The organism is Pseudomonas sp. BNK-44-b, from assembly GCF_047456245.1.
In the GTDB taxonomy this organism is placed as follows: Bacteria; Pseudomonadota; Gammaproteobacteria; order Pseudomonadales; family Pseudomonadaceae; genus Aquipseudomonas; species Aquipseudomonas machongensis.
This window is the reverse complement of sequence record NZ_CP179908.1, coordinates 137852-154370: the sequence shown is the minus strand read 5'-3', so window position 1 is coordinate 154370 and position 16519 is coordinate 137852. Positions and strand designations below refer to the sequence as shown.

Below are 16519 nucleotides of genomic sequence, written 5' to 3'. Positions count from 1 at the left end.
CGATCGAAATTGTTCTTCACGGGGCCGTTTCCTGGGCGACAGTGGCAGTGGCAGGGCCAAATTCGGGCTTGAGCCGGCCGTTTTCGTCGAGCAACCAGGCGTCCATGACCTGGCGCACCACGGGGGCGGCGACGCCGGAGCCGGACTCGCCGTTCTCGACCATTACCGAGACCACGATCTTCGGATCTTCGGCGGGTGCGAAGGCGACGAACAGCGCGTGGTCGCGGTGACGCTCCTGGAGTTTGTTGCGGTCGTACTTCTCGCCCTGCTTGATCGCCACCACCTGCGCGGTACCGCTCTTGCCGGCGATGCGGTATTGCGACCCGAGCGCGGCCTTGCGCGCTGTACCGCGCGCGCCGTGCATCACCTGCTCCATGCCATGGGTGACCCGGGCCCAGTCGTTCTTGTCGCGCAGCACGATGTCTTCCATCGGATTCTCATCCACCGGCTGCTTGCCCTCGATGGTCTTGGCCAGGTGCGGACGGTTCCACTTGCCCTTGTTGGCGATCAGCGCGGTGGCCTGGGCCAGTTGCAGGGGCGTTGCCTGCATGTAGCCCTGGCCAATGCCCAGGATCAGCGTTTCGCCGGGGAACCAGGCCTGGCGGCGGGTGGCGCGCTTCCACTCACGTGATGGCATCAACCCGGGCGACTCCTCGAACATGTCCAGCGAGACTTTCTGGCCGATACCGAACTTGTTCATGTAGGCCGACAACCGATCAATCCCCATCTTGTGTGCAAGATCGTAGAAGTAGGTGTCGTTCGAGCGCATGATCGCCACATCCAGATCCACCCAGCCATCGCCGGTACGGTTCCAGTTGCGGTACTTGTGGTCATAGTTGGGCAGTTGGTAATAGCCCGGATCGAATACCCGGCTGCTGGCATTGACCACGCCGCTGTCCAGGCCGGCGATGGCCACTGCCGGCTTGATGGTCGAGCCCGGCGGGTACAGGCCGCGCAGCACGCGGTTGAATAGCGGGCGGTCGATCGAATCGCGCAGCTCGGCATAGGCCTTGAAGCTGATGCCGGTGACGAACAGGTTGGGGTCGAAGCTCGGCTGGCTGACCATCGCCAAGACCTCGCCGGTGCGCGGATCGAGGGCGACGATCGCACCACGGCGCCCGGCCAGCGCCTCTTCGGCGGCCTCCTGCAGCTTGATGTCCAGGCTCAGGACAATATCCTTGCCAGGAATCGGGTCGGTGCGCTTGAGCACCCGCAATACACGGCCGCGAGCGTTGGTCTCGACTTCCTCGTAGCCAACCTGGCCGTGCAGGTCGTCCTCGTAGAAGCGCTCGATACCGGTCTTGCCGATATGATGGGTGCCGCTGTAGTTCACCGGATCGAGGGACTTGAGCTCCTTCTCGTTGATCCGCCCGACATAGCCCACCGAATGGGCGAAATGCGCCCCTTGTGGGTAATGCCGCACCAGTTGCGCCGCCACCTCAACGCCGGGGAGACGGAACTGGTTCACCGCGACGCGGGCGATCTGCTCCTCGCTCAGTTCGAACAGGATCGGCACCGGCTCGAACGGCCGACGACCCTGCTTCATGCGGCGCTCGAACAGGGCACGATCATCTTCGCTCAGTTCGAGCACCTCGATGATGGTATCCAGCACCTCCTGCCACTTGCCTGCCCGTTCGCGGGTCATGGTCAGGCTGAAGCTTGGCCGGTTATCGGCAACGATCACCCCGTTGCGGTCGAAGATCAGCCCACGGGTCGGCGGAATCGGCTGCACATGCACCCGGTTGTTCTCCGACAGCGTCGAGTGGTAGTCGTACTGGATGATCTGCAGGTAATACAGGCGCGCGATCAGCACGGACACGAGCAGCATGATCGCCACCGCGCCGACCACGACGCGGTTGCGCACCAGGCGGGCGTCTTTCTCGTGGTCCTTGAGGCGGATCTGCTGCGGCATCGGACAGGCTTACGAAGTCATTTGTGGTAAGGGTGCCCGGACAACACGGTCCAGGCGCGATAGATCTGTTCACCGATGAGTATCCGCACCAACGGGTGCGGCAGGGTCAGCGGCGACAGCGACCAGCGCTGTTCGGCGCGGGCGCAGACTTCCGGCGCCAGCCCTTCCGGGCCGCCCACCATCAGGTTGACCGTACGCGCATCCAGGCGCCAGCGATCCAGCTCGGTCGCCAGCTGCTCGGTGCTCCACGGCTTGCCATGGACTTCGAGCGTGACGATCCGTTCACCGGGCTGGACCTTGGCCAGCATCGCCTCGCCCTCCTGACGGATCAGGCGGGCAACGTCGGCGTTCTTGCCACGGGTGTTCAGCGGAATTTCAACCAGCTCCAACGACAGCTCGGCGGGGAGGCGCTTGGCGTATTCGTGCCAGCCTTCCTCGACCCACTTCGGCATGCGCGAGCCGACCGCGATCAGACGCAGACGCACGACGCTTCCTTATTCCCGATCCTTGAGTTTGTCGGTGAAGTAGTCGCTGGCGTTTTCCGGGCTGTGGTGCTTGGCATCAGCAGCACGGCTCTGCTCGGCGCCCAGCCACAGGCGCTCCAGGTCGTAGAACTGACGGGCAGCGGCGGTCATCATGTGCACGATGACGTCGTTCAGGTCCAGCAGCACCCAGTCGCTGTCGCCCTTGCCTTCTTCGCCCAGCGGCTGCGCGCCCTTGGCCTTGACGGCCTCACGGACCTTTTCCAGCATCGCGTTGATCTGGCGGTTGGAGGTACCGGTGGCAATGATCATGTAGTCGGTGAGGCTGTGCTTGTCGCGCACGTCGATGACCTGGATATCCTGGGCCTTGACGTCTTCCAGCGCGGCCTTGGTCAGTTCGACCAGTTCTTCGCCATTGATTTTCTGCTTGGTCATATAAAACTCGTTCAACTCGTTGTAATGAGGCGCCCTGCAGCGCCCTCAGTTGGACACACGGTACAGACCGTGCGCCTCGATGTAGGCCAGTACTGCGTCCGGCACCAGGAACCGAACCGACTTGCCGCTGGCCAGCAGCTGCCGGATCTGTGTGGCGGACACCGCAAGCGGCGTCTGCCAGACGAACGAAATGTTCCCCGCCGGGCCGGACATGGCGGTGGGATCGCTCTGCGAGCGCGCAGCCAGAAGGTTGCGCAGCTCATCGGGGGGTTCGACATCGGCATCCGGGCGTTGCAGCACCAGGATGTGACAGTGTTGCAGCAGCTCTTCCCAGCGGTGCCAGCCCGGGAGACCACAGAAGGCATCCCAGCCCAGCACCAGGTAGAGCTGGTCGTGCGCGTTCAGTTCGCTGCGGATCGACTCCAGGGTGTCGATGGTGTACGACGGTTTGTCGCGCGCCAGCTCACGGGCATCCACGCTCAAGCCCTCGACCCCTTGTACCGCACTGCGCACCATGGCCAGCCGGTCGGTGGCGGCCACCTGCGGTGTGTCGCGGTGCGGCGGCCGGGCGTTGGGCAGCAGGCGCAACTCGTCCAGCCCCATGAACTCGGCCACTTCCAGCGCGCTGCGCAGGTGGCCGATGTGCACCGGGTCGAAGGTGCCGCCGAGAATGCCGATACGCCGGACTGCCGGGGGCTTGCTCAACTCAGCAGGACCCGCGCAGCTGACCGTCGCCGATCACCACGTATTTTTCGCAGGTCAGCCCTTCAAGGCCGACCGGACCGCGGGCGTGCAGCTTGTCGGTGGAAATGCCGATCTCCGCGCCCAGGCCATACTCGAAGCCATCGGCAAAGCAGGTCGGGGTGTTGAGCATGACCGACGCCGAATCGACCTCGGCCATGAAGCGCCGGGCATTACCCTGGTGCTCGGTGGCGATCGAGTCGGTGTGGTGCGAGCCATAGTGATTGATGTGCTCGATGGCCGGATCCAGGCCATCGACGATGCGGATCGACAGGATCGCATCCAGGTACTCGGTGTGCCAGTCGTCCTCGGTGGCCGGCTTGGCGGCGATGATCGCCTGGGTACGCTCGCAGCCACGCAGCTCGACGCCCTTCTCTTCGAAGCGGCGGGCCATATCTGGCAAGAACGCCTGGGCCACGCTGGCATCGACCAGCAGCGTCTCCATGGCGCCACAGATGCCGTAGCGGTAGGTCTTGGCGTTGAAGGCAATGCGCGCGGCCTTCTCCAGGTCGGCGTGCGCATCGACATAAATGTGACAGATGCCGTCCAGGTGCTTGATCACCGGCACGCGAGCATCGCGGCTGATGCGTTCGATCAGGCCACGGCCACCACGCGGAACGATGACATCGACGAACTCGGGCATGCTGATCAGCGCACCGACGGCTTCGCGGTCGGTGGTTTCGACCACCTGCACCACGGCTGGCGGCAGGTCGGCCTCGGCCAGGCCGCGCTGGATGCAGGCAGCGATGGCGCGATTGGAGTGGATGGCCTCCGAGCCGCCACGCAGGATGGTGGCGTTGCCGGACTTCAGGCACAGGCTGGCGGCGTCGATGGTGACGTTCGGACGCGACTCGTAGATGATGCCGATCACACCGAGCGGGACGCGCATCTTGCCGACCTGAATGCCCGACGGACGGTAGCTCATGTCGCGGATCGCACCGACCGGATCCGGCAGCGCAGCGACCTGGCGCAAGCCGGTGATCATACCGTCGATACGCGCCGGGGTGAGCGCCAGACGGTCCAGCAGCGCTGGCTCAAGGCCATTGGCACGGCCTGCGGCGAGGTCCTGTTCGTTGGCTGCGGTCAGCTCGGCGCGGCCTGCGTCGAGCGCGTCGGCGGCGGCCTGCAGGGCGCGATTCTTCTGCGCAGTGCTGGCGCGGCCGATCACCCGCGAGGCCTCACGGGCGGCGCGACCCAGGCGGGTCATGTAGTCAAGAACGGACTCGGTCATGGGTTCGGTGTCTTGGCGAAGGGGAAATCGGCTGATTATAACTGCCGCGCTCGGGTACGCCCAGCGGCGGGTGGCGGATGGTAGAAGATGGCAGCGGAAATATGTAGGAAAGATGTAACTACCAGTATCGGAACTGACCGTTTATGGCGTCGACTCTTTCGCGGGCAAGCCCGCTTCTACCAGGAGTGGCGTGGCCTGGGCAGAAGCGGGCGTCTCCCCGGGAAGATCCACCCGGTTACAACATGGTTCAGCCTCGATTAAGCCGTTCATTGCTATCATCCCTGCCCTCACCACCACGAACCGCGAATATGCCCGTCCCCTGCCCGGCCCTTGCCCTGCCCGACAGCTTCTTCGACCGCGACGCCCAGACCCTCGCCTGCGCGCTGCTGGGCAAGGTCATCCGCCACCGCCACGGCGACCTGTGGCTGGCCGCCCGCATCATCGAGACCGAGGCCTACTACCTTACCGACAAAGGCAGCCACGCCTCGCTCGGCTATACGGATAAGCGCAAGGCGCTGTTCCTCGACGGCGGACACATCTACATGTATTACGCCCGCGGCGGCGACTCGTTGAACTTCAGCGCCCACGGGCCGGGCAACGCCGTGCTGATCAAGTCGGCCTATCCCTGGGTCGACGCACTCTCCGATGACAACAGCCTGGCGCAGATGCAGTTGAACAACCCGGATGCCAGCGGCAACCTGCGCCCGGCAGAGCGCCTGTGCGCCGGTCAGACCCTGCTGTGCCGCGCTCTGGGCCTGAAGGTGCCGGACTGGGACGCCCGCCGTTTCGACCCGCAGCGGCTCTACGTCGAAGATTGCGCCGTCAGCGTGCCGCGTGTGATCCAGACCACCCGCCTGGGCATCCCCCACGGCCGCGACGAACACCTGCCGTACCGCTTCGTGGACGCCGAATTCGCCCGTTTCTGCACCCGGAACCCGCTGCGTCGGGGCCAGGTCGAAGGACGGGATTTCTTCATTCTGGAACAAGGAAACTGACACCATGAGCCAATGGCTCGACAGCCTGACCAGCTGGCTCAGCGCCAACCCGCAGTGGCTTGGCCTGGCCATTTTCCTGATCGCCTGCATCGAATGCCTGGCCATCGCCGGCATCATCGTGCCCGGTACGGTGTTGCTGTTCGCTGTGGCGGTGCTGGCCGGCAGCGGCACCTTCAGCCTGGGCGAAACGCTGCTGCTGGGTTTTCTCGGCGGCATGCTCGGTGACGCCATGTCGTACGCCATCGGCAAGTACTTCCACCAGAATATCCGGCGCCTGCCGCTGCTGCGCCACCACCCCGAATGGATCGGCAGCGCCGAAACCTACTTCCAGCGCTACGGTATCGCCAGCCTGCTGGTGGGCCGCTTCATCGGCCCGCTGCGGCCGATGCTGCCGATGGTCGCCGGCATGTTCGACATGCCATTGCCGCGCTTCATCGCCGTGAGCCTGGTGGCCGGTGCCGGCTGGTCGGTGGCCTACCTGCTGCCCGGCTGGGCCACGGGCGCGGCGATGCGTCTGCCCCTGCCTGAAGGGTTCTGGCTGGACGCAGGGATCATCGCTGGCGGCCTGGCGGTGCTGGTGGGCCTGAGTTTCAACGCCAGCATTCGCGACCAGCGCCACGGCACCCGCCTGATCGCAGGCTTGAGCCTGGTGGCCCTGGCGGGCGTATTCCTCGGCTGGCCCTACCTGCACGAATTCGACCAGGGCGTGATGACCCTGGTGCAGGAACATCGCAGCAAGGCCATCGACGGTGCCGTGGTCATCGTCACCCGCCTGGGCGACTTCAAGACCCAGTTCTTCCTCGGTGGCCTGCTGACCGGCCTCCTGCTACTGGCACGGCAATGGCGCCATGCACTGTTCGCCGGCGGCGCACTGATCGGTACCGCGCTGTGCAACGGCTCGCTGAAATGGCTGTTCGCCCGGGCACGCCCCGAAGTGCTGGTCGATCCGCTGACCAGCTACAGCATGCCCAGCGGGCACAGCTCGGCATCCTTTGCGTTCTTCCTGGTGCTGGCGGTGTTGGCCGGTCGCGGCCAGCCGCCGCGCATGCGCCTGACCTGGGTGCTATTGGGAGTGCTGCCAGCGCTGTCGATCGCCCTGTCACGGGTGTACCTGGGCGCGCACTGGCCGACCGACATCCTGGCCGGCGCCCTGCTGGCGTGCTGCGTGTGTGCAGCCAGCCTGACGCTGGTGCAGTATCGCGAGCCACTGAGAGCACTGCCGCAAAAGGTGTGGTGGCTGATCTTGCCGGCGTGTATCGCGCTGCTGGCGTTCTTCGCCATGCATTCGCTGCCCAAGGCGTTGCTGCGTTATCAGTATTGAAGCGATGCGCGGGAGTTACGCCCGCGACCTCAGGCAAACAACTCGCCCTGGATACGCTCCAGCAGCGTCTGGATCGCCTCCAGCCGCTGCACTGGCGAGTCGATCGCCAGCAGGTCGATCTTGTCCTCTTCCATGAACGGCAGCAGGTACGCCAGCTGGTTGGCCAGCGACTGGCGCCCGTCCACCTCGCGCGGCATGTCCAGCGCCTCGACCATCGGGTGCTCGCCCAGGGCCACCAGCAGCGCCAGCAGGTCATCGTCCTGCTCGCCCAGCGGGCTGTCCGCCTGATCGACCAGCCACTGCACCTCACCGACCATCAACTGGTCCCTGAGCACGTCGGTCTGCTCCACCCTGAAGCGCCGCACACCTTCGACACGGATGCCCAGCAGGCCGTTGTCCTGCTGCACGAAGTCGCGTATCAGCGCCTCGCAGCCGAACTCAGCGATGCCTGCCGGAGCCTTCCCCACTTGATCGCCCTCAAGAATGCACACCACCCCGAAACCTTCGCCCTGCTTCATGCAGCGGCCGATCATGTCCAGGTAGCGCGCCTCGAAGATCTGCAAGTCGAGCAAGCAGCCGGGAAACAGCACGGTATTGAGGGGGAACAGCGGTAACGTCATCTCGACTCCTCAAGCCACCAGACTGACTGCCAGCGGCAGGAACACCGCCGTGGCCACGCCCATCAGGCTCATCGCCAGCGCGGCGAAAGCGCCGCATTCATCACTTTCCTGCAAGGCCGCCGAGGTGCCCACCGCGTGTGCGGTGACGCCCAGGGCCATACCCCGCGCCTCGGGGCTGAGCACACCACAGCGCGTCAGCAGGGCCGGGCCGAAGATGGCGCCGATCACCCCGGTGATCAGCACGAATACCGCCGCCAGTGCCGCTACGCCACCGATCTGCTCGGCCACCAGCATGGCGATGGGCGAGGTCACCGACTTGGGCGCCATGGTCATCAGGATCATGTGTTCGGCGCCGAACCACCAGCCTAGCGTCACGCAGGCCAAGGTGGCGAACACTCCCCCGATTACCAGCGTAGTAAAGATCGGCCAGAACAGTTGGCGGATACGCCGCAGGTTGAGATAGAGCGGGACCGCCAGGGCCACGGTGGCCGGTCCGAGGAGAATATTGAGGATTTCGGTGCTGCGCTTGTACTCGCTGTAGTCGATGCCACACGCCAGCAGCACACCGATCAGGACCAGCATCGACACCAATACCGGTTGCAGGAAGATCCAACGGGTGCGCTCGTAGCCGGCGAGCACCAGTTGGTAAACCCCAAGCGTGATACCAATCCCGAACAAGGGGTGGTGAATGACGGCTTGCAGTGCACCCTGCCAGTCGAGGCTCATGGCTGTTCCTCGTGCTTGCCGTGGCGATGGATCAGCTTCTGCATCAGTACGCCGACGAACACCAGGGTGACCAGACAGGAGATCACCAGCGCACCGGCAATGGCCCAGAAGTCGGCGGCGATGTCGCGGGCATAGACCATCACCCCGACGGCTGGCGGCACCAGCAGCAACGGCAGGTAACGCAGCAGGCTGCTGGCGGCCTCGTTGAGCGGGTTGCCAACTTCGCCGCGGATCATCAGGCAGGCCAGCAGCAACAGCAGGCCGATGATCGGGCCCGGCAACATGGGCAGTACCAGGTGATTGATCGCCGTGCCCAGCAACTGGAACACCACCAGCCAGGTCAATCCACGCAACAGCATAAGCATCTCCTTGGGGCATCGGGCGCCATTATAAGCACGCGTCCTGCCTGTATAAGGCGATATTCGCCGAAAAGGGAAGAACTTGACCGCAACGGTGCACCGTGGTGATCTTGCACCTTCGTACCAAAAGACAACCCGGAGAGTCGCGATGCCCTATGTACCTGTTGCAGAGCTTTCGCAGTACGTTGGAAAGGAACTGGGACGTTCCGAATGGCTGAAGATCGATCAGCAGCGCATCAACCTGTTCGCCGAGGCCACCGGCGATTTCCAGTTCATTCATGTCGATCCGGAGAAAGCCGCCAAGACCCCCTTCGGCTCCACCATCGCCCACGGCTTCCTCAGCCTGTCGCTGATTCCCAAGCTGATGGAAGACATCCTCGTGCTGCCCAAGGGCTTGAAGATGGTGGTCAACTATGGGCTGGACAGCGTGCGCTTCATCCAGCCGGTGAAAGTCGACAGCCGCGTGCGCCTGAAGGTGGACCTCACCGACGCGACCGAGAAGAAGCCCGGCCAGTGGCTGCTCAAGGCCACCGTCACCCTCGAGATCGAAGGCCAGGAAAAACCGGCCTACATCGCCGAGCCACTGTCGCTCTGCTTCGTCTGAGGCAGCGCCGGGGCCGTTCGGCGGCCCCGGCCACGGCTGTCTCACGCCCCGATTCTGCGGCATACTCGGCGCACCTTTGTGCTCGGATTACGCCATGCGCCCGCTGCTGCCCCTGACCCTGATCCTGCTGCTCGCTGCCTGCGGCGAAGGCGAACCGCTGTCGCCGCCGGACGCGCGCCTGCCCGACGGCGGGCGCTACCGGGGTGAGGTGGTCAATGGTCTGCTGCAGGGCGAAGGCCGCATCGACTATCCCAACGGCAGCTGGTATGCGGGCACATTCAAGGACGGTCAGTGGCATGGCCAGGGTGAGTGGCACGGCAGCAATGGCGAGGTCTATCGCGGGCAATTCGCCGCCGGGCTGTTCGAAGGCCTGGGCGACCTGACCACCCCTGGCAGCCACTATGCCGGCACCTTCAAGCATGGCCGGCGCGACGGCGAAGGCACCCTCAAGCAGCACGACCAGACCTACCGCGGCCAGTTCAAGGATGACCTGTACGACGGCGCCGGCCAGCTCGAACTGGCTGACGGCAGCCGCTACCAGGGCCTGTTCGCCAAAGGCAAGCCCAATGGCGCCGGAGTGCGCAGCGATGCCAGCGGCAACCAGTTCAGCGGCCACTTCATCAATGGTCAACTCGAAGGTGTCGGCACCTTCGACAGCGTCGAAGGCGAGCAGTACATCGGCGAATTCAAGGAGAACCGCCTCGAAGGCCGCGGCCGCTACGAAAACGCCGACGGCGATGTGTGGATCGGCGACTTCAAGGATGGTGCGCTCAGCGGCCAGGGCGAGTTGCTGGGCAGCGACGGCAGCCGCTACAAGGGCGGCTTCCAGGACTGGCGCTTCTCAGGCAAAGGCCATCTGCACCTGGCGGACGGCAGCCAGTACATTGGCGGCTTCGCCAACGACGTCTACCAGGGTAGCGGTCGGCTGATCCAAGCCGATGGCCGCGTCGAGGCCGGCCAGTGGATCAATGGCGTGCGCGTGCGCGACGACAAGGGCACGCTGCTGCCCGACCCGCTGGACCTTGCCCTGCTCAACCAGGGCAAGCTGCTCGACGAGGCCCTGGCCAAAGTACCGCGCTCGGCCCCACCCATCCAGCTGTACAGCCTGGTCCTGGCCGGCGATGGCCAGCAGAGCGTGTTCCTGCGCGAAGCCGATTATGTCAGCAACATGCTCAGGGTGCGTTTCGGCGCCCGCGGTCAGGTCACCCTGGTCAATCACCGCGACCACCTGGCCGACCGCCCGATGGCCACCCGCGAGAACCTCACCCGTGCCGCCCGTACACTGGCCGAACGCAGTGGCCCGGAAGATATCGTGTTCGTCTACCTGACCAGCCACGGCAGCCATGACCACCAACTGGTACTCGACCAGCCGCGCCTGCAACTGGCCGACCTGTCAGCCGACGAACTGGCCAACGCCCTCTCCCCCCTGAAAGATCGCGACAAGGTGATTGTCATCTCCGCCTGCTATTCAGGTGGCTACATCGCCCCGCTCAAGGATGAACGCACGCTGATCATGACGGCAGCGCGCCCTGACCGAGTCTCGTTCGGCTGCTCCGAAGAAGCCGACTTCACCTATTTCGGCGATGCCCTGTTCGCCCAGGCACTGAACCAGACCGACGACCTGAAACAAGCGTTTGAACTGGCGCGCAAAAGCGTTGCCGAACGGGAACGAAGGGAAGGTTTCGAGGCCTCCGAGCCGCAGATCTGGGCACCGCCACAGGTGCTCGCGCACTGGCAGCGTCTGCGTCGGCAACAAGCCGAGGAGGCCTTGAAGAACAAGGCCCAGCCAGCCGCGCCGGAGCAGGCAAAAAAGCCTGGAACCCGCTAAGCTGAGCTGTAACAAGGGAGAGACATCATGTACTTGACGCCTCAGCATGTCCTGCTTGCCGGAGCCACGGGTCTTACGGGTGAACACCTGCTCGACCGCCTGCTCAACGAACCCACCATCAGCCGTGTGCTGGCGCCTACCCGCAGGCCGCTGGCCGAGCATCCGCACCTGGAAAACCCGGTGGGTGACCCGGCGGTGTTTCTCCCGCAACTGGCCGGGCGCGTCGATATCGCCTTCTGCTGCCTGGGCACCACACTCAAGCAGGCCGGCTCCGAAACCGCCTTCCGTGCAGTCGACCTGGACATGGTCGTGGCCTTCAGCAAGCGCGCACGCGAGCTGGGCGCACGCCATCTGCTGGTGATCAGTGCGGTCGGTGCAGACCCTAAATCATCGATCTTCTACAACCGGGTCAAGGGCGAGATGGAAGAGGCGCTCAAGGCTCAGGACTGGCCGCAGTTGACCATCGTACGGCCGTCGCTGCTGCTGGGCGAACGGCTCGAACCACGGCTGGCCGAGCGACTGGCCGGGCCATTCGCCCGGCTGATTCCCGGCAAGTACAAAGGTATCGAGGCCTGCACCCTGGCCCGGGCGCTGTGGCGACTGGCACTGGAGGAAGAGGACGGGATCCGCGTGGTCGAGTCTGACGAGTTGCGCAAGCTGGGCAAGAAATAGCAATACCTTCCAAGGCCTCTTCGCGGGTAAACCCGCGAAAGGGCCGTTACAGGCCGCCACTGGCGTTGAACCCAACCCCCAGCGCCGTCAGCACCGATAGCGGCAGCAGCAGTGTATCGAGCAACATGCTCCCGGGCAGATCCAGCGCAGGATAGCCCGGTGCCTTGGCCCCGAAGCGATCCTCAGGGCAGCACCCGCCATTCATCACATACAGGTCCAGCCGAGTGCCGGCATACACCACTGGCGCCCCCGGCTGGTTGGCATCCAGCGTTCGCACTGTCGCGCAACCACTCAGGCAGCCCAGCAGCAGCAAGCCTGTCAGCACGCGCTTCAATCATCGACCCCGTAATGATGCTCGCCCCAGCGCGGCAACATGTCCTGGGGGATGTTCAGCAGGTTGAGCACTCGCGCGACAACGAAGTCCACCAGGTCATCGATGGTCTGCGGCTGGTGATAGAAGCCCGGCGCCGCCGGCAGGATCACCGCGCCCATCTGCGAGAGCTTGAGCATGTTCTCCAGGTGGATGGTGGAGAACGGCGCTTCACGCGGCACCAGGATCAGTTGCCGGCGCTCCTTGAGCGTCACGTCCGCCGCCCGCTCGATCAAGTTGTTGCAAGCACCCGTGGCGATTGCCGACAACGTGCCGGTCGAACAGGGCACCACCACCATCGCCGCAGGTGCGCCGGAGCCCGAGGCCACCGGCGACATCCAGTCTTCCTTGCCATACACGCGGATCTGCCCATCGGCAGCGCCGGTGTATTCGGTCAGGAAGGCCTGCATCGCCTGCGGCTTGGGCGGCAGCACCACGTCGGTTTCGGTGGACATCACCAACTGCGCGGCCTTGGAGATGAGGAAGTGCACCTCACGGTCCTCACGCACCAGGCAATCGAGCAGGCGCAGGCCGTATTGCGCCCCCGAGGCGCCGGTCATCGCCAGGGTGATGCGCTCCGGGCCGCTCACTTCAGGGCCTCGGCCAGCTTGCCGTGCAGACCGCCGAAGCCGCCATTGCTCATGATCACCACATGGGTGCCCGGACGTGCCTGGCCCTTGATCCGCTCGATGATCGCCTCGAGGCTGTCGGCCACCACACTCGGCACCGAGCACTGCGCTGCCGTGGCGGCCAGGTCCCAGCCCAGGTTGGCCGGGGCGTACCAGATCACTTGGTCGGCGTCGTTGACACTTTCCGGCAGGCCATCACGGTGGGCGCCCAGTTTCATGGAGTTGGAGCGCGGCTCGATCACCGCAATCACCGGTGCCTCGCCCACACGCTTGCGCAGGCCATCGAGGGTGGTGGCGATGGCGGTGGGGTGGTGGGCGAAATCGTCGTAGATGGTCACACCCTGCACCTCGGCGATCTTCTCCATGCGCCGCTTGACGCTCTTGAAGGCGCTGAGGCCATCGATGCCCATGGCCGGCACCACGCCGACATGGCGCGCGGCGGCGAGCGTGGCCAGGGCATTGGCGACGTTGTGCTGGCCAGTCAAGGCCCAGTCCACCACCCCTTGTGCCTCACCGTCGAACAGCACTTCGAAGCGCGAACCGTCCGGACTCAGCAGGCGCGCCTGCCACTGGCCACCTTCGCCAGTGGTTTGCACCGGAGTCCAGCAGCCCATGCCGATGACCCGCTCGAGCGCCTGCTCGGTGGTCGGGTGGATGACCAGCCCCTCACTCGGAATGGTCCGAACCAGATGGTGGAACTGCCGCTCGATGGACGCCAGATCCGGGAAGATATCCGCATGATCGAACTCAAGGTTGTTGAGGATCGCGGTGCGCGGGTGGTAATGCACGAACTTCGAACGCTTATCGAAGAAGGCGCTGTCGTATTCGTCGGCCTCGACCACGAAGAACGGCGTGCCGCCCAGGCGCGCCGAGACCGAGAAGTTCTGCGGCACGCCGCCGATCAGGAAGCCCGGGCTCATGCCCGCATGCTCCAGTACCCAGGCCAGCATGCTGCTGGTGGTGGTCTTGCCATGGGTACCGGCCACGGCCAGCACCCAGCGGCCCTGCAGCACATGGTCGGCCAGCCACTGCGGGCCGGAGACATAAGGCAGGCCTTTGTTCAGCGAGTATTCCACGGCAGGGTTGCCACGCGACATGGCGTTGCCGATGACCACAAGGTCAGGAGCCGGCTCCAGCTGGGCCGGATCGTAGCCTTGGGTGAGCTCGATGCCCTGAGCCTCGAGCTGAGTGCTCATCGGCGGATAGACGTTGGCGTCGGAACCGGTGACGCGATGGCCGAGCTCCTTGGCGAGCACCGCCAGCGAACCCATGAAAGTGCCGCAAATACCGAGAATGTGAATGTGCATGATCGACCTCGCAAAACATCGAGGCAGGGTAGCCCAGGGCGAGGGAAATCGCACCCGCTGTTTCGCTCAACTGGCCCTGGCGATACCGTGTTTGCGCAGTTTTCGATACAAGGTATTGCGGCTGATGCCCAAGTGTTCAGCGACGCGGGTCATGTGCCAGCGGTTTGCCTCCAGTACCTTCAACAGTGCATCGCGCTCGGCACTTTCCAGCGGTGCACGATCATTTCTATAGGAGCGGGCTTGTCCCGCGATGGCGTCAGCACAGTCAACATCGCTGCCCCCGCTTGAGCCAGCGCGGGGCAATCCCATTCCCACAACAGTCTGGGGAAGGTCAGACAACTCGATGCGCTGACCATCGCACAACGCCACCAAGGTGCGCAGCACATTGCGCATCTGCCGTACGTTCCCCGGCCAAGCAAAGCCCAACAACGCCTCACGCGCCTCGGGCGAGATATCGATGGCCTGCCCTTCGGCCTCCTGACTCAGCAGGAAATCCAGCAACTGAGCCTTGTCGCTGCGCTCACGCACCGCTGGCAGCGCAACTTCCAGCCCATTGAGCCGGTAATACAGATCCTCACGGAACGCCCCCTGCGCCACCCGCTCCAGCAGATCCCGGTGAGTGGCGCTGACGATGCGCAGGTCCACCGCCTGCGGCTCACCCCCGATCGGCACCACCTGACGCTCCTCCAGCACTCGCAGCAGGCGGGTCTGCAGGGCCAGCGGCATGTCGCCGATCTCGTCCAGCATCAAGGTGCCACCATCCGCTTGCAGCAGCTTGCCGCGCATCCCTTCCTTGCGCGCCCCGGTGAAACTGCCGCCGCGATAGCCGAACAGTTCACTCTCGATCAGGCTTTCCGGAATCGATGCGCAGTTGATCGCCACGAACGGCTTGGCGCTACGTTCGCTGGCCTGGTGCACGGCCTGGGCAAACGCCTCCTTGCCGCAACCGGTTTCGCCACGCAGCAATAATGGTACGTCGCGCTGGTAAACCCGCAACGCACGATGAAAATCCCGTTGCAGGGCCGGGTCGAGCAGGCAGATGCCAGGCTCGGCACGCGGGGTGGCCAGCGGCAAGGACGCTGGCACCGACCACACCGGCTTGTGCGCCTGCCCGCGCACGCTGGCAAAGACCTGACGCCCGTCATGGGTACGCAGCGGCCAGGCCGCGCTGCCTTGCGTCGTGGCGCGGCTGAACAGCTCGTCGTGACTGCAGGCGAAGAAGCGCCCGACCGACTTGCCCAGCACCCCGCCACGAATGCTGCCCAACAGGTTCAGCGCGCTCTGGTTGACCGCACAGACCCGGCCATCGCCGTCAAAGGCCAGCAGCCCCTCGCTGAACAGCCCGACCGACTCGGCCTGCAGATGAAAGCGCAACAACCAGTGATGCTCGAAGTGCCGCAGGAAATAGCAACTCTCGATCATCTTCGCCGAGAGGTTGACCAGCGCCATGGTATGGAACTGGCTCTGGCGCGAGACATCCGGGCGCGCCGAGGATACATCTAGCACGGCCAGCAGCTCGCCGTGCGGATCGAACACCGGGCTGGCCGAGCAGGTCAGCCCGGTATGGCGGCCACGAAAGTGTTCGTCCTGGTGAATGGTCAGGGCCTGGCGCTCGACCAGGCAGGTGCCGATGCCATTGGTGCCCTCGCGCGCCTCGCTCCAGTCTGCACCGAGCCACAGCCCGGCACGCTCGAAGATCCGTCGCTCGCTGGGCGCGGTGACGCAGTTGAGGATCACGCCGCGGGCATCGGTAAGCAGCACCGCGTGGCCCGAACCGGACAACTGCTGATGCAGGCTGTTCATCTCGCCATCGGCGATCTGCAGCACCTGCTGCAGGCGCTCGCGACTCTCCAGCAGGCGCCCGTGCTCGAGCACCACCGGAGCCTGGGCCAGCGCAGGGTCGAGGTGATAGTCCTCGAGGCAACGCAGCCAGGAGCGCGCGATGGACGGGTCGCTGGCCGGGCCGTGGGGCTGCCCGCGAGCGACCGTGAGTACCTGCTGGGCATGGCGACTGAAAGCGTTGCTCTGCATTTTTGTTGTTCTCCGCAGATGAAGCGTCCCGCCAGCATCCTCCTCCCGGGAACGCTTTGCAATGACGGCCCGACCGTCGAGTCAGCGGCGTCTCGCCAATGGCACAAAGTGTCACCCTGCCTGTACCGCACTCGGCACAACACCCGCTCGAAGTCGCTCGACAACTGATCCAAGTCATTGATTGCAAAGGGCCGCAAAGCACTGGCCCGACCTTTGCTCTACGCTTTCCAACTCCCCAACAAACACAATAGCCAGG

At 64.7% G+C, this 16519-nt stretch carries 17 protein-coding genes; 5 read left to right on the top strand and 12 right to left on the bottom strand.

Going from position 1 to position 16519, the window contains the following annotated elements; all coding sequences use genetic code 11:
- Positions 1–16: 16 nt before the first annotated feature.
- The 5 genes from mrdA to ACMGGG_RS00760 are packed head-to-tail and all read right to left on the bottom strand — an operon-like array spanning position 17 to position 4801.
- A complete protein-coding gene (gene mrdA, locus ACMGGG_RS00780) occupies positions 17–1912 on the bottom strand; it encodes a penicillin-binding protein 2 (RefSeq protein WP_054892810.1) in 1896 nt (631 codons plus the stop codon).
- Positions 1913–1929: 17 nt separating this feature from the next.
- Entirely contained in the window at positions 1930–2397 is a 468-nt protein-coding gene (rlmH, locus tag ACMGGG_RS00775) for a 23S rRNA (pseudouridine(1915)-N(3))-methyltransferase RlmH (RefSeq protein WP_054892809.1), read from the bottom strand.
- A 9-nt stretch (positions 2398–2406) separates the two neighbouring features.
- Entirely contained in the window at positions 2407–2829 is a 423-nt protein-coding gene (gene rsfS, locus ACMGGG_RS00770; protein ID WP_054892808.1) for a ribosome silencing factor, read from the bottom strand.
- A gap of 45 nt (positions 2830–2874) precedes the next feature.
- Entirely contained in the window at positions 2875–3534 is a 660-nt protein-coding gene (gene nadD / locus ACMGGG_RS00765) for a nicotinate-nucleotide adenylyltransferase (RefSeq protein ID WP_063542595.1), read from the bottom strand.
- Position 3535: 1 nt separating this feature from the next.
- A complete protein-coding gene (locus tag ACMGGG_RS00760; RefSeq protein WP_054892806.1) occupies positions 3536–4801 on the bottom strand; it encodes a glutamate-5-semialdehyde dehydrogenase in 1266 nt (421 codons plus the stop codon).
- Between the two features lie 308 nt (positions 4802–5109).
- Between ACMGGG_RS00760 and ACMGGG_RS00755 the strand changes: the two genes are divergently transcribed.
- A complete protein-coding gene (locus ACMGGG_RS00755) occupies positions 5110–5796 on the top strand; it encodes a DNA-3-methyladenine glycosylase (RefSeq protein WP_414154719.1) in 687 nt (228 codons plus the stop codon).
- A 4-nt stretch (positions 5797–5800) separates the two neighbouring features.
- Entirely contained in the window at positions 5801–7117 is a 1317-nt protein-coding gene (locus ACMGGG_RS00750; protein ID WP_054892804.1) for a bifunctional DedA family/phosphatase PAP2 family protein, read from the top strand.
- 29 nt (positions 7118–7146) lie between these two features.
- Here the strand turns inward: ACMGGG_RS00750 and ACMGGG_RS00745 are convergent, their stop codons facing one another.
- The 3 genes from ACMGGG_RS00745 to ACMGGG_RS00735 are packed head-to-tail and all read right to left on the bottom strand — an operon-like array spanning position 7147 to position 8822.
- On the bottom strand, positions 7147–7737 hold the full coding sequence (locus tag ACMGGG_RS00745) for an LON peptidase substrate-binding domain-containing protein (protein WP_112897239.1): 591 nt from the start codon (positions 7735–7737) through the stop codon (positions 7147–7149).
- Between the two features lie 9 nt (positions 7738–7746).
- Positions 7747–8463 carry an LrgB family protein gene (locus ACMGGG_RS00740; RefSeq protein WP_063542592.1) on the bottom strand — a complete coding sequence of 239 codons (717 nt, stop codon included), beginning with the start codon at positions 8461–8463 and terminating at the stop codon, positions 7747–7749.
- Positions 8460–8822: a CidA/LrgA family protein gene (locus ACMGGG_RS00735; protein ID WP_151926370.1), complete on the bottom strand. Its 363-nt coding sequence runs from the start codon at positions 8820–8822 to the stop codon at positions 8460–8462. The genes ACMGGG_RS00740 and ACMGGG_RS00735 overlap by 4 nt, the downstream gene beginning before the upstream one ends.
- 148 nt (positions 8823–8970) lie before the next feature.
- Between ACMGGG_RS00735 and ACMGGG_RS00730 the strand changes: the two genes are divergently transcribed.
- From ACMGGG_RS00730 to ACMGGG_RS00720, 3 genes are all read left to right on the top strand, one after another.
- The gene (locus ACMGGG_RS00730; protein WP_414154718.1) at positions 8971–9426 is read left to right on the top strand and encodes a MaoC family dehydratase; all 456 of its coding nucleotides are present in this window, start codon (positions 8971–8973) and stop codon (positions 9424–9426) included.
- Between the two features lie 94 nt (positions 9427–9520).
- Positions 9521–11254, top strand: coding sequence for a C13 family peptidase (locus ACMGGG_RS00725; protein ID WP_414154717.1), 1734 nt, complete (start codon positions 9521–9523; stop codon positions 11252–11254).
- 27 nt (positions 11255–11281) lie between these two features.
- Positions 11282–11926 carry an oxidoreductase gene (locus tag ACMGGG_RS00720; RefSeq protein ID WP_054892798.1) on the top strand — a complete coding sequence of 215 codons (645 nt, stop codon included), beginning with the start codon at positions 11282–11284 and terminating at the stop codon, positions 11924–11926.
- A gap of 46 nt (positions 11927–11972) precedes the next feature.
- Here ACMGGG_RS00720 and ACMGGG_RS00715 read toward each other — a convergent pair whose 3' ends face one another.
- From ACMGGG_RS00715 to ACMGGG_RS00700, 4 genes are all read right to left on the bottom strand, one after another.
- On the bottom strand, positions 11973–12260 hold the full coding sequence (locus ACMGGG_RS00715; protein WP_063542584.1) for a YceK/YidQ family lipoprotein: 288 nt from the start codon (positions 12258–12260) through the stop codon (positions 11973–11975).
- Positions 12257–12886: a flavin prenyltransferase UbiX gene (gene ubiX, locus ACMGGG_RS00710; protein WP_054892796.1), complete on the bottom strand. Its 630-nt coding sequence runs from the start codon at positions 12884–12886 to the stop codon at positions 12257–12259. Before ubiX ends, ACMGGG_RS00715 begins: the two co-directional genes overlap by 4 nt.
- Complete coding sequence (gene mpl, locus ACMGGG_RS00705; RefSeq protein ID WP_414154716.1) at positions 12883–14232, bottom strand: UDP-N-acetylmuramate:L-alanyl-gamma-D-glutamyl-meso-diaminopimelate ligase; 1350 nt, start codon at positions 14230–14232, stop codon at positions 12883–12885. The genes ubiX and mpl overlap by 4 nt, the downstream gene beginning before the upstream one ends.
- Before the next feature lie 66 nt (positions 14233–14298).
- Complete coding sequence (locus ACMGGG_RS00700; protein ID WP_414154715.1) at positions 14299–16263, bottom strand: sigma-54-dependent Fis family transcriptional regulator; 1965 nt, start codon at positions 16261–16263, stop codon at positions 14299–14301.
- Positions 16264–16519 lie beyond the last annotated feature (256 nt).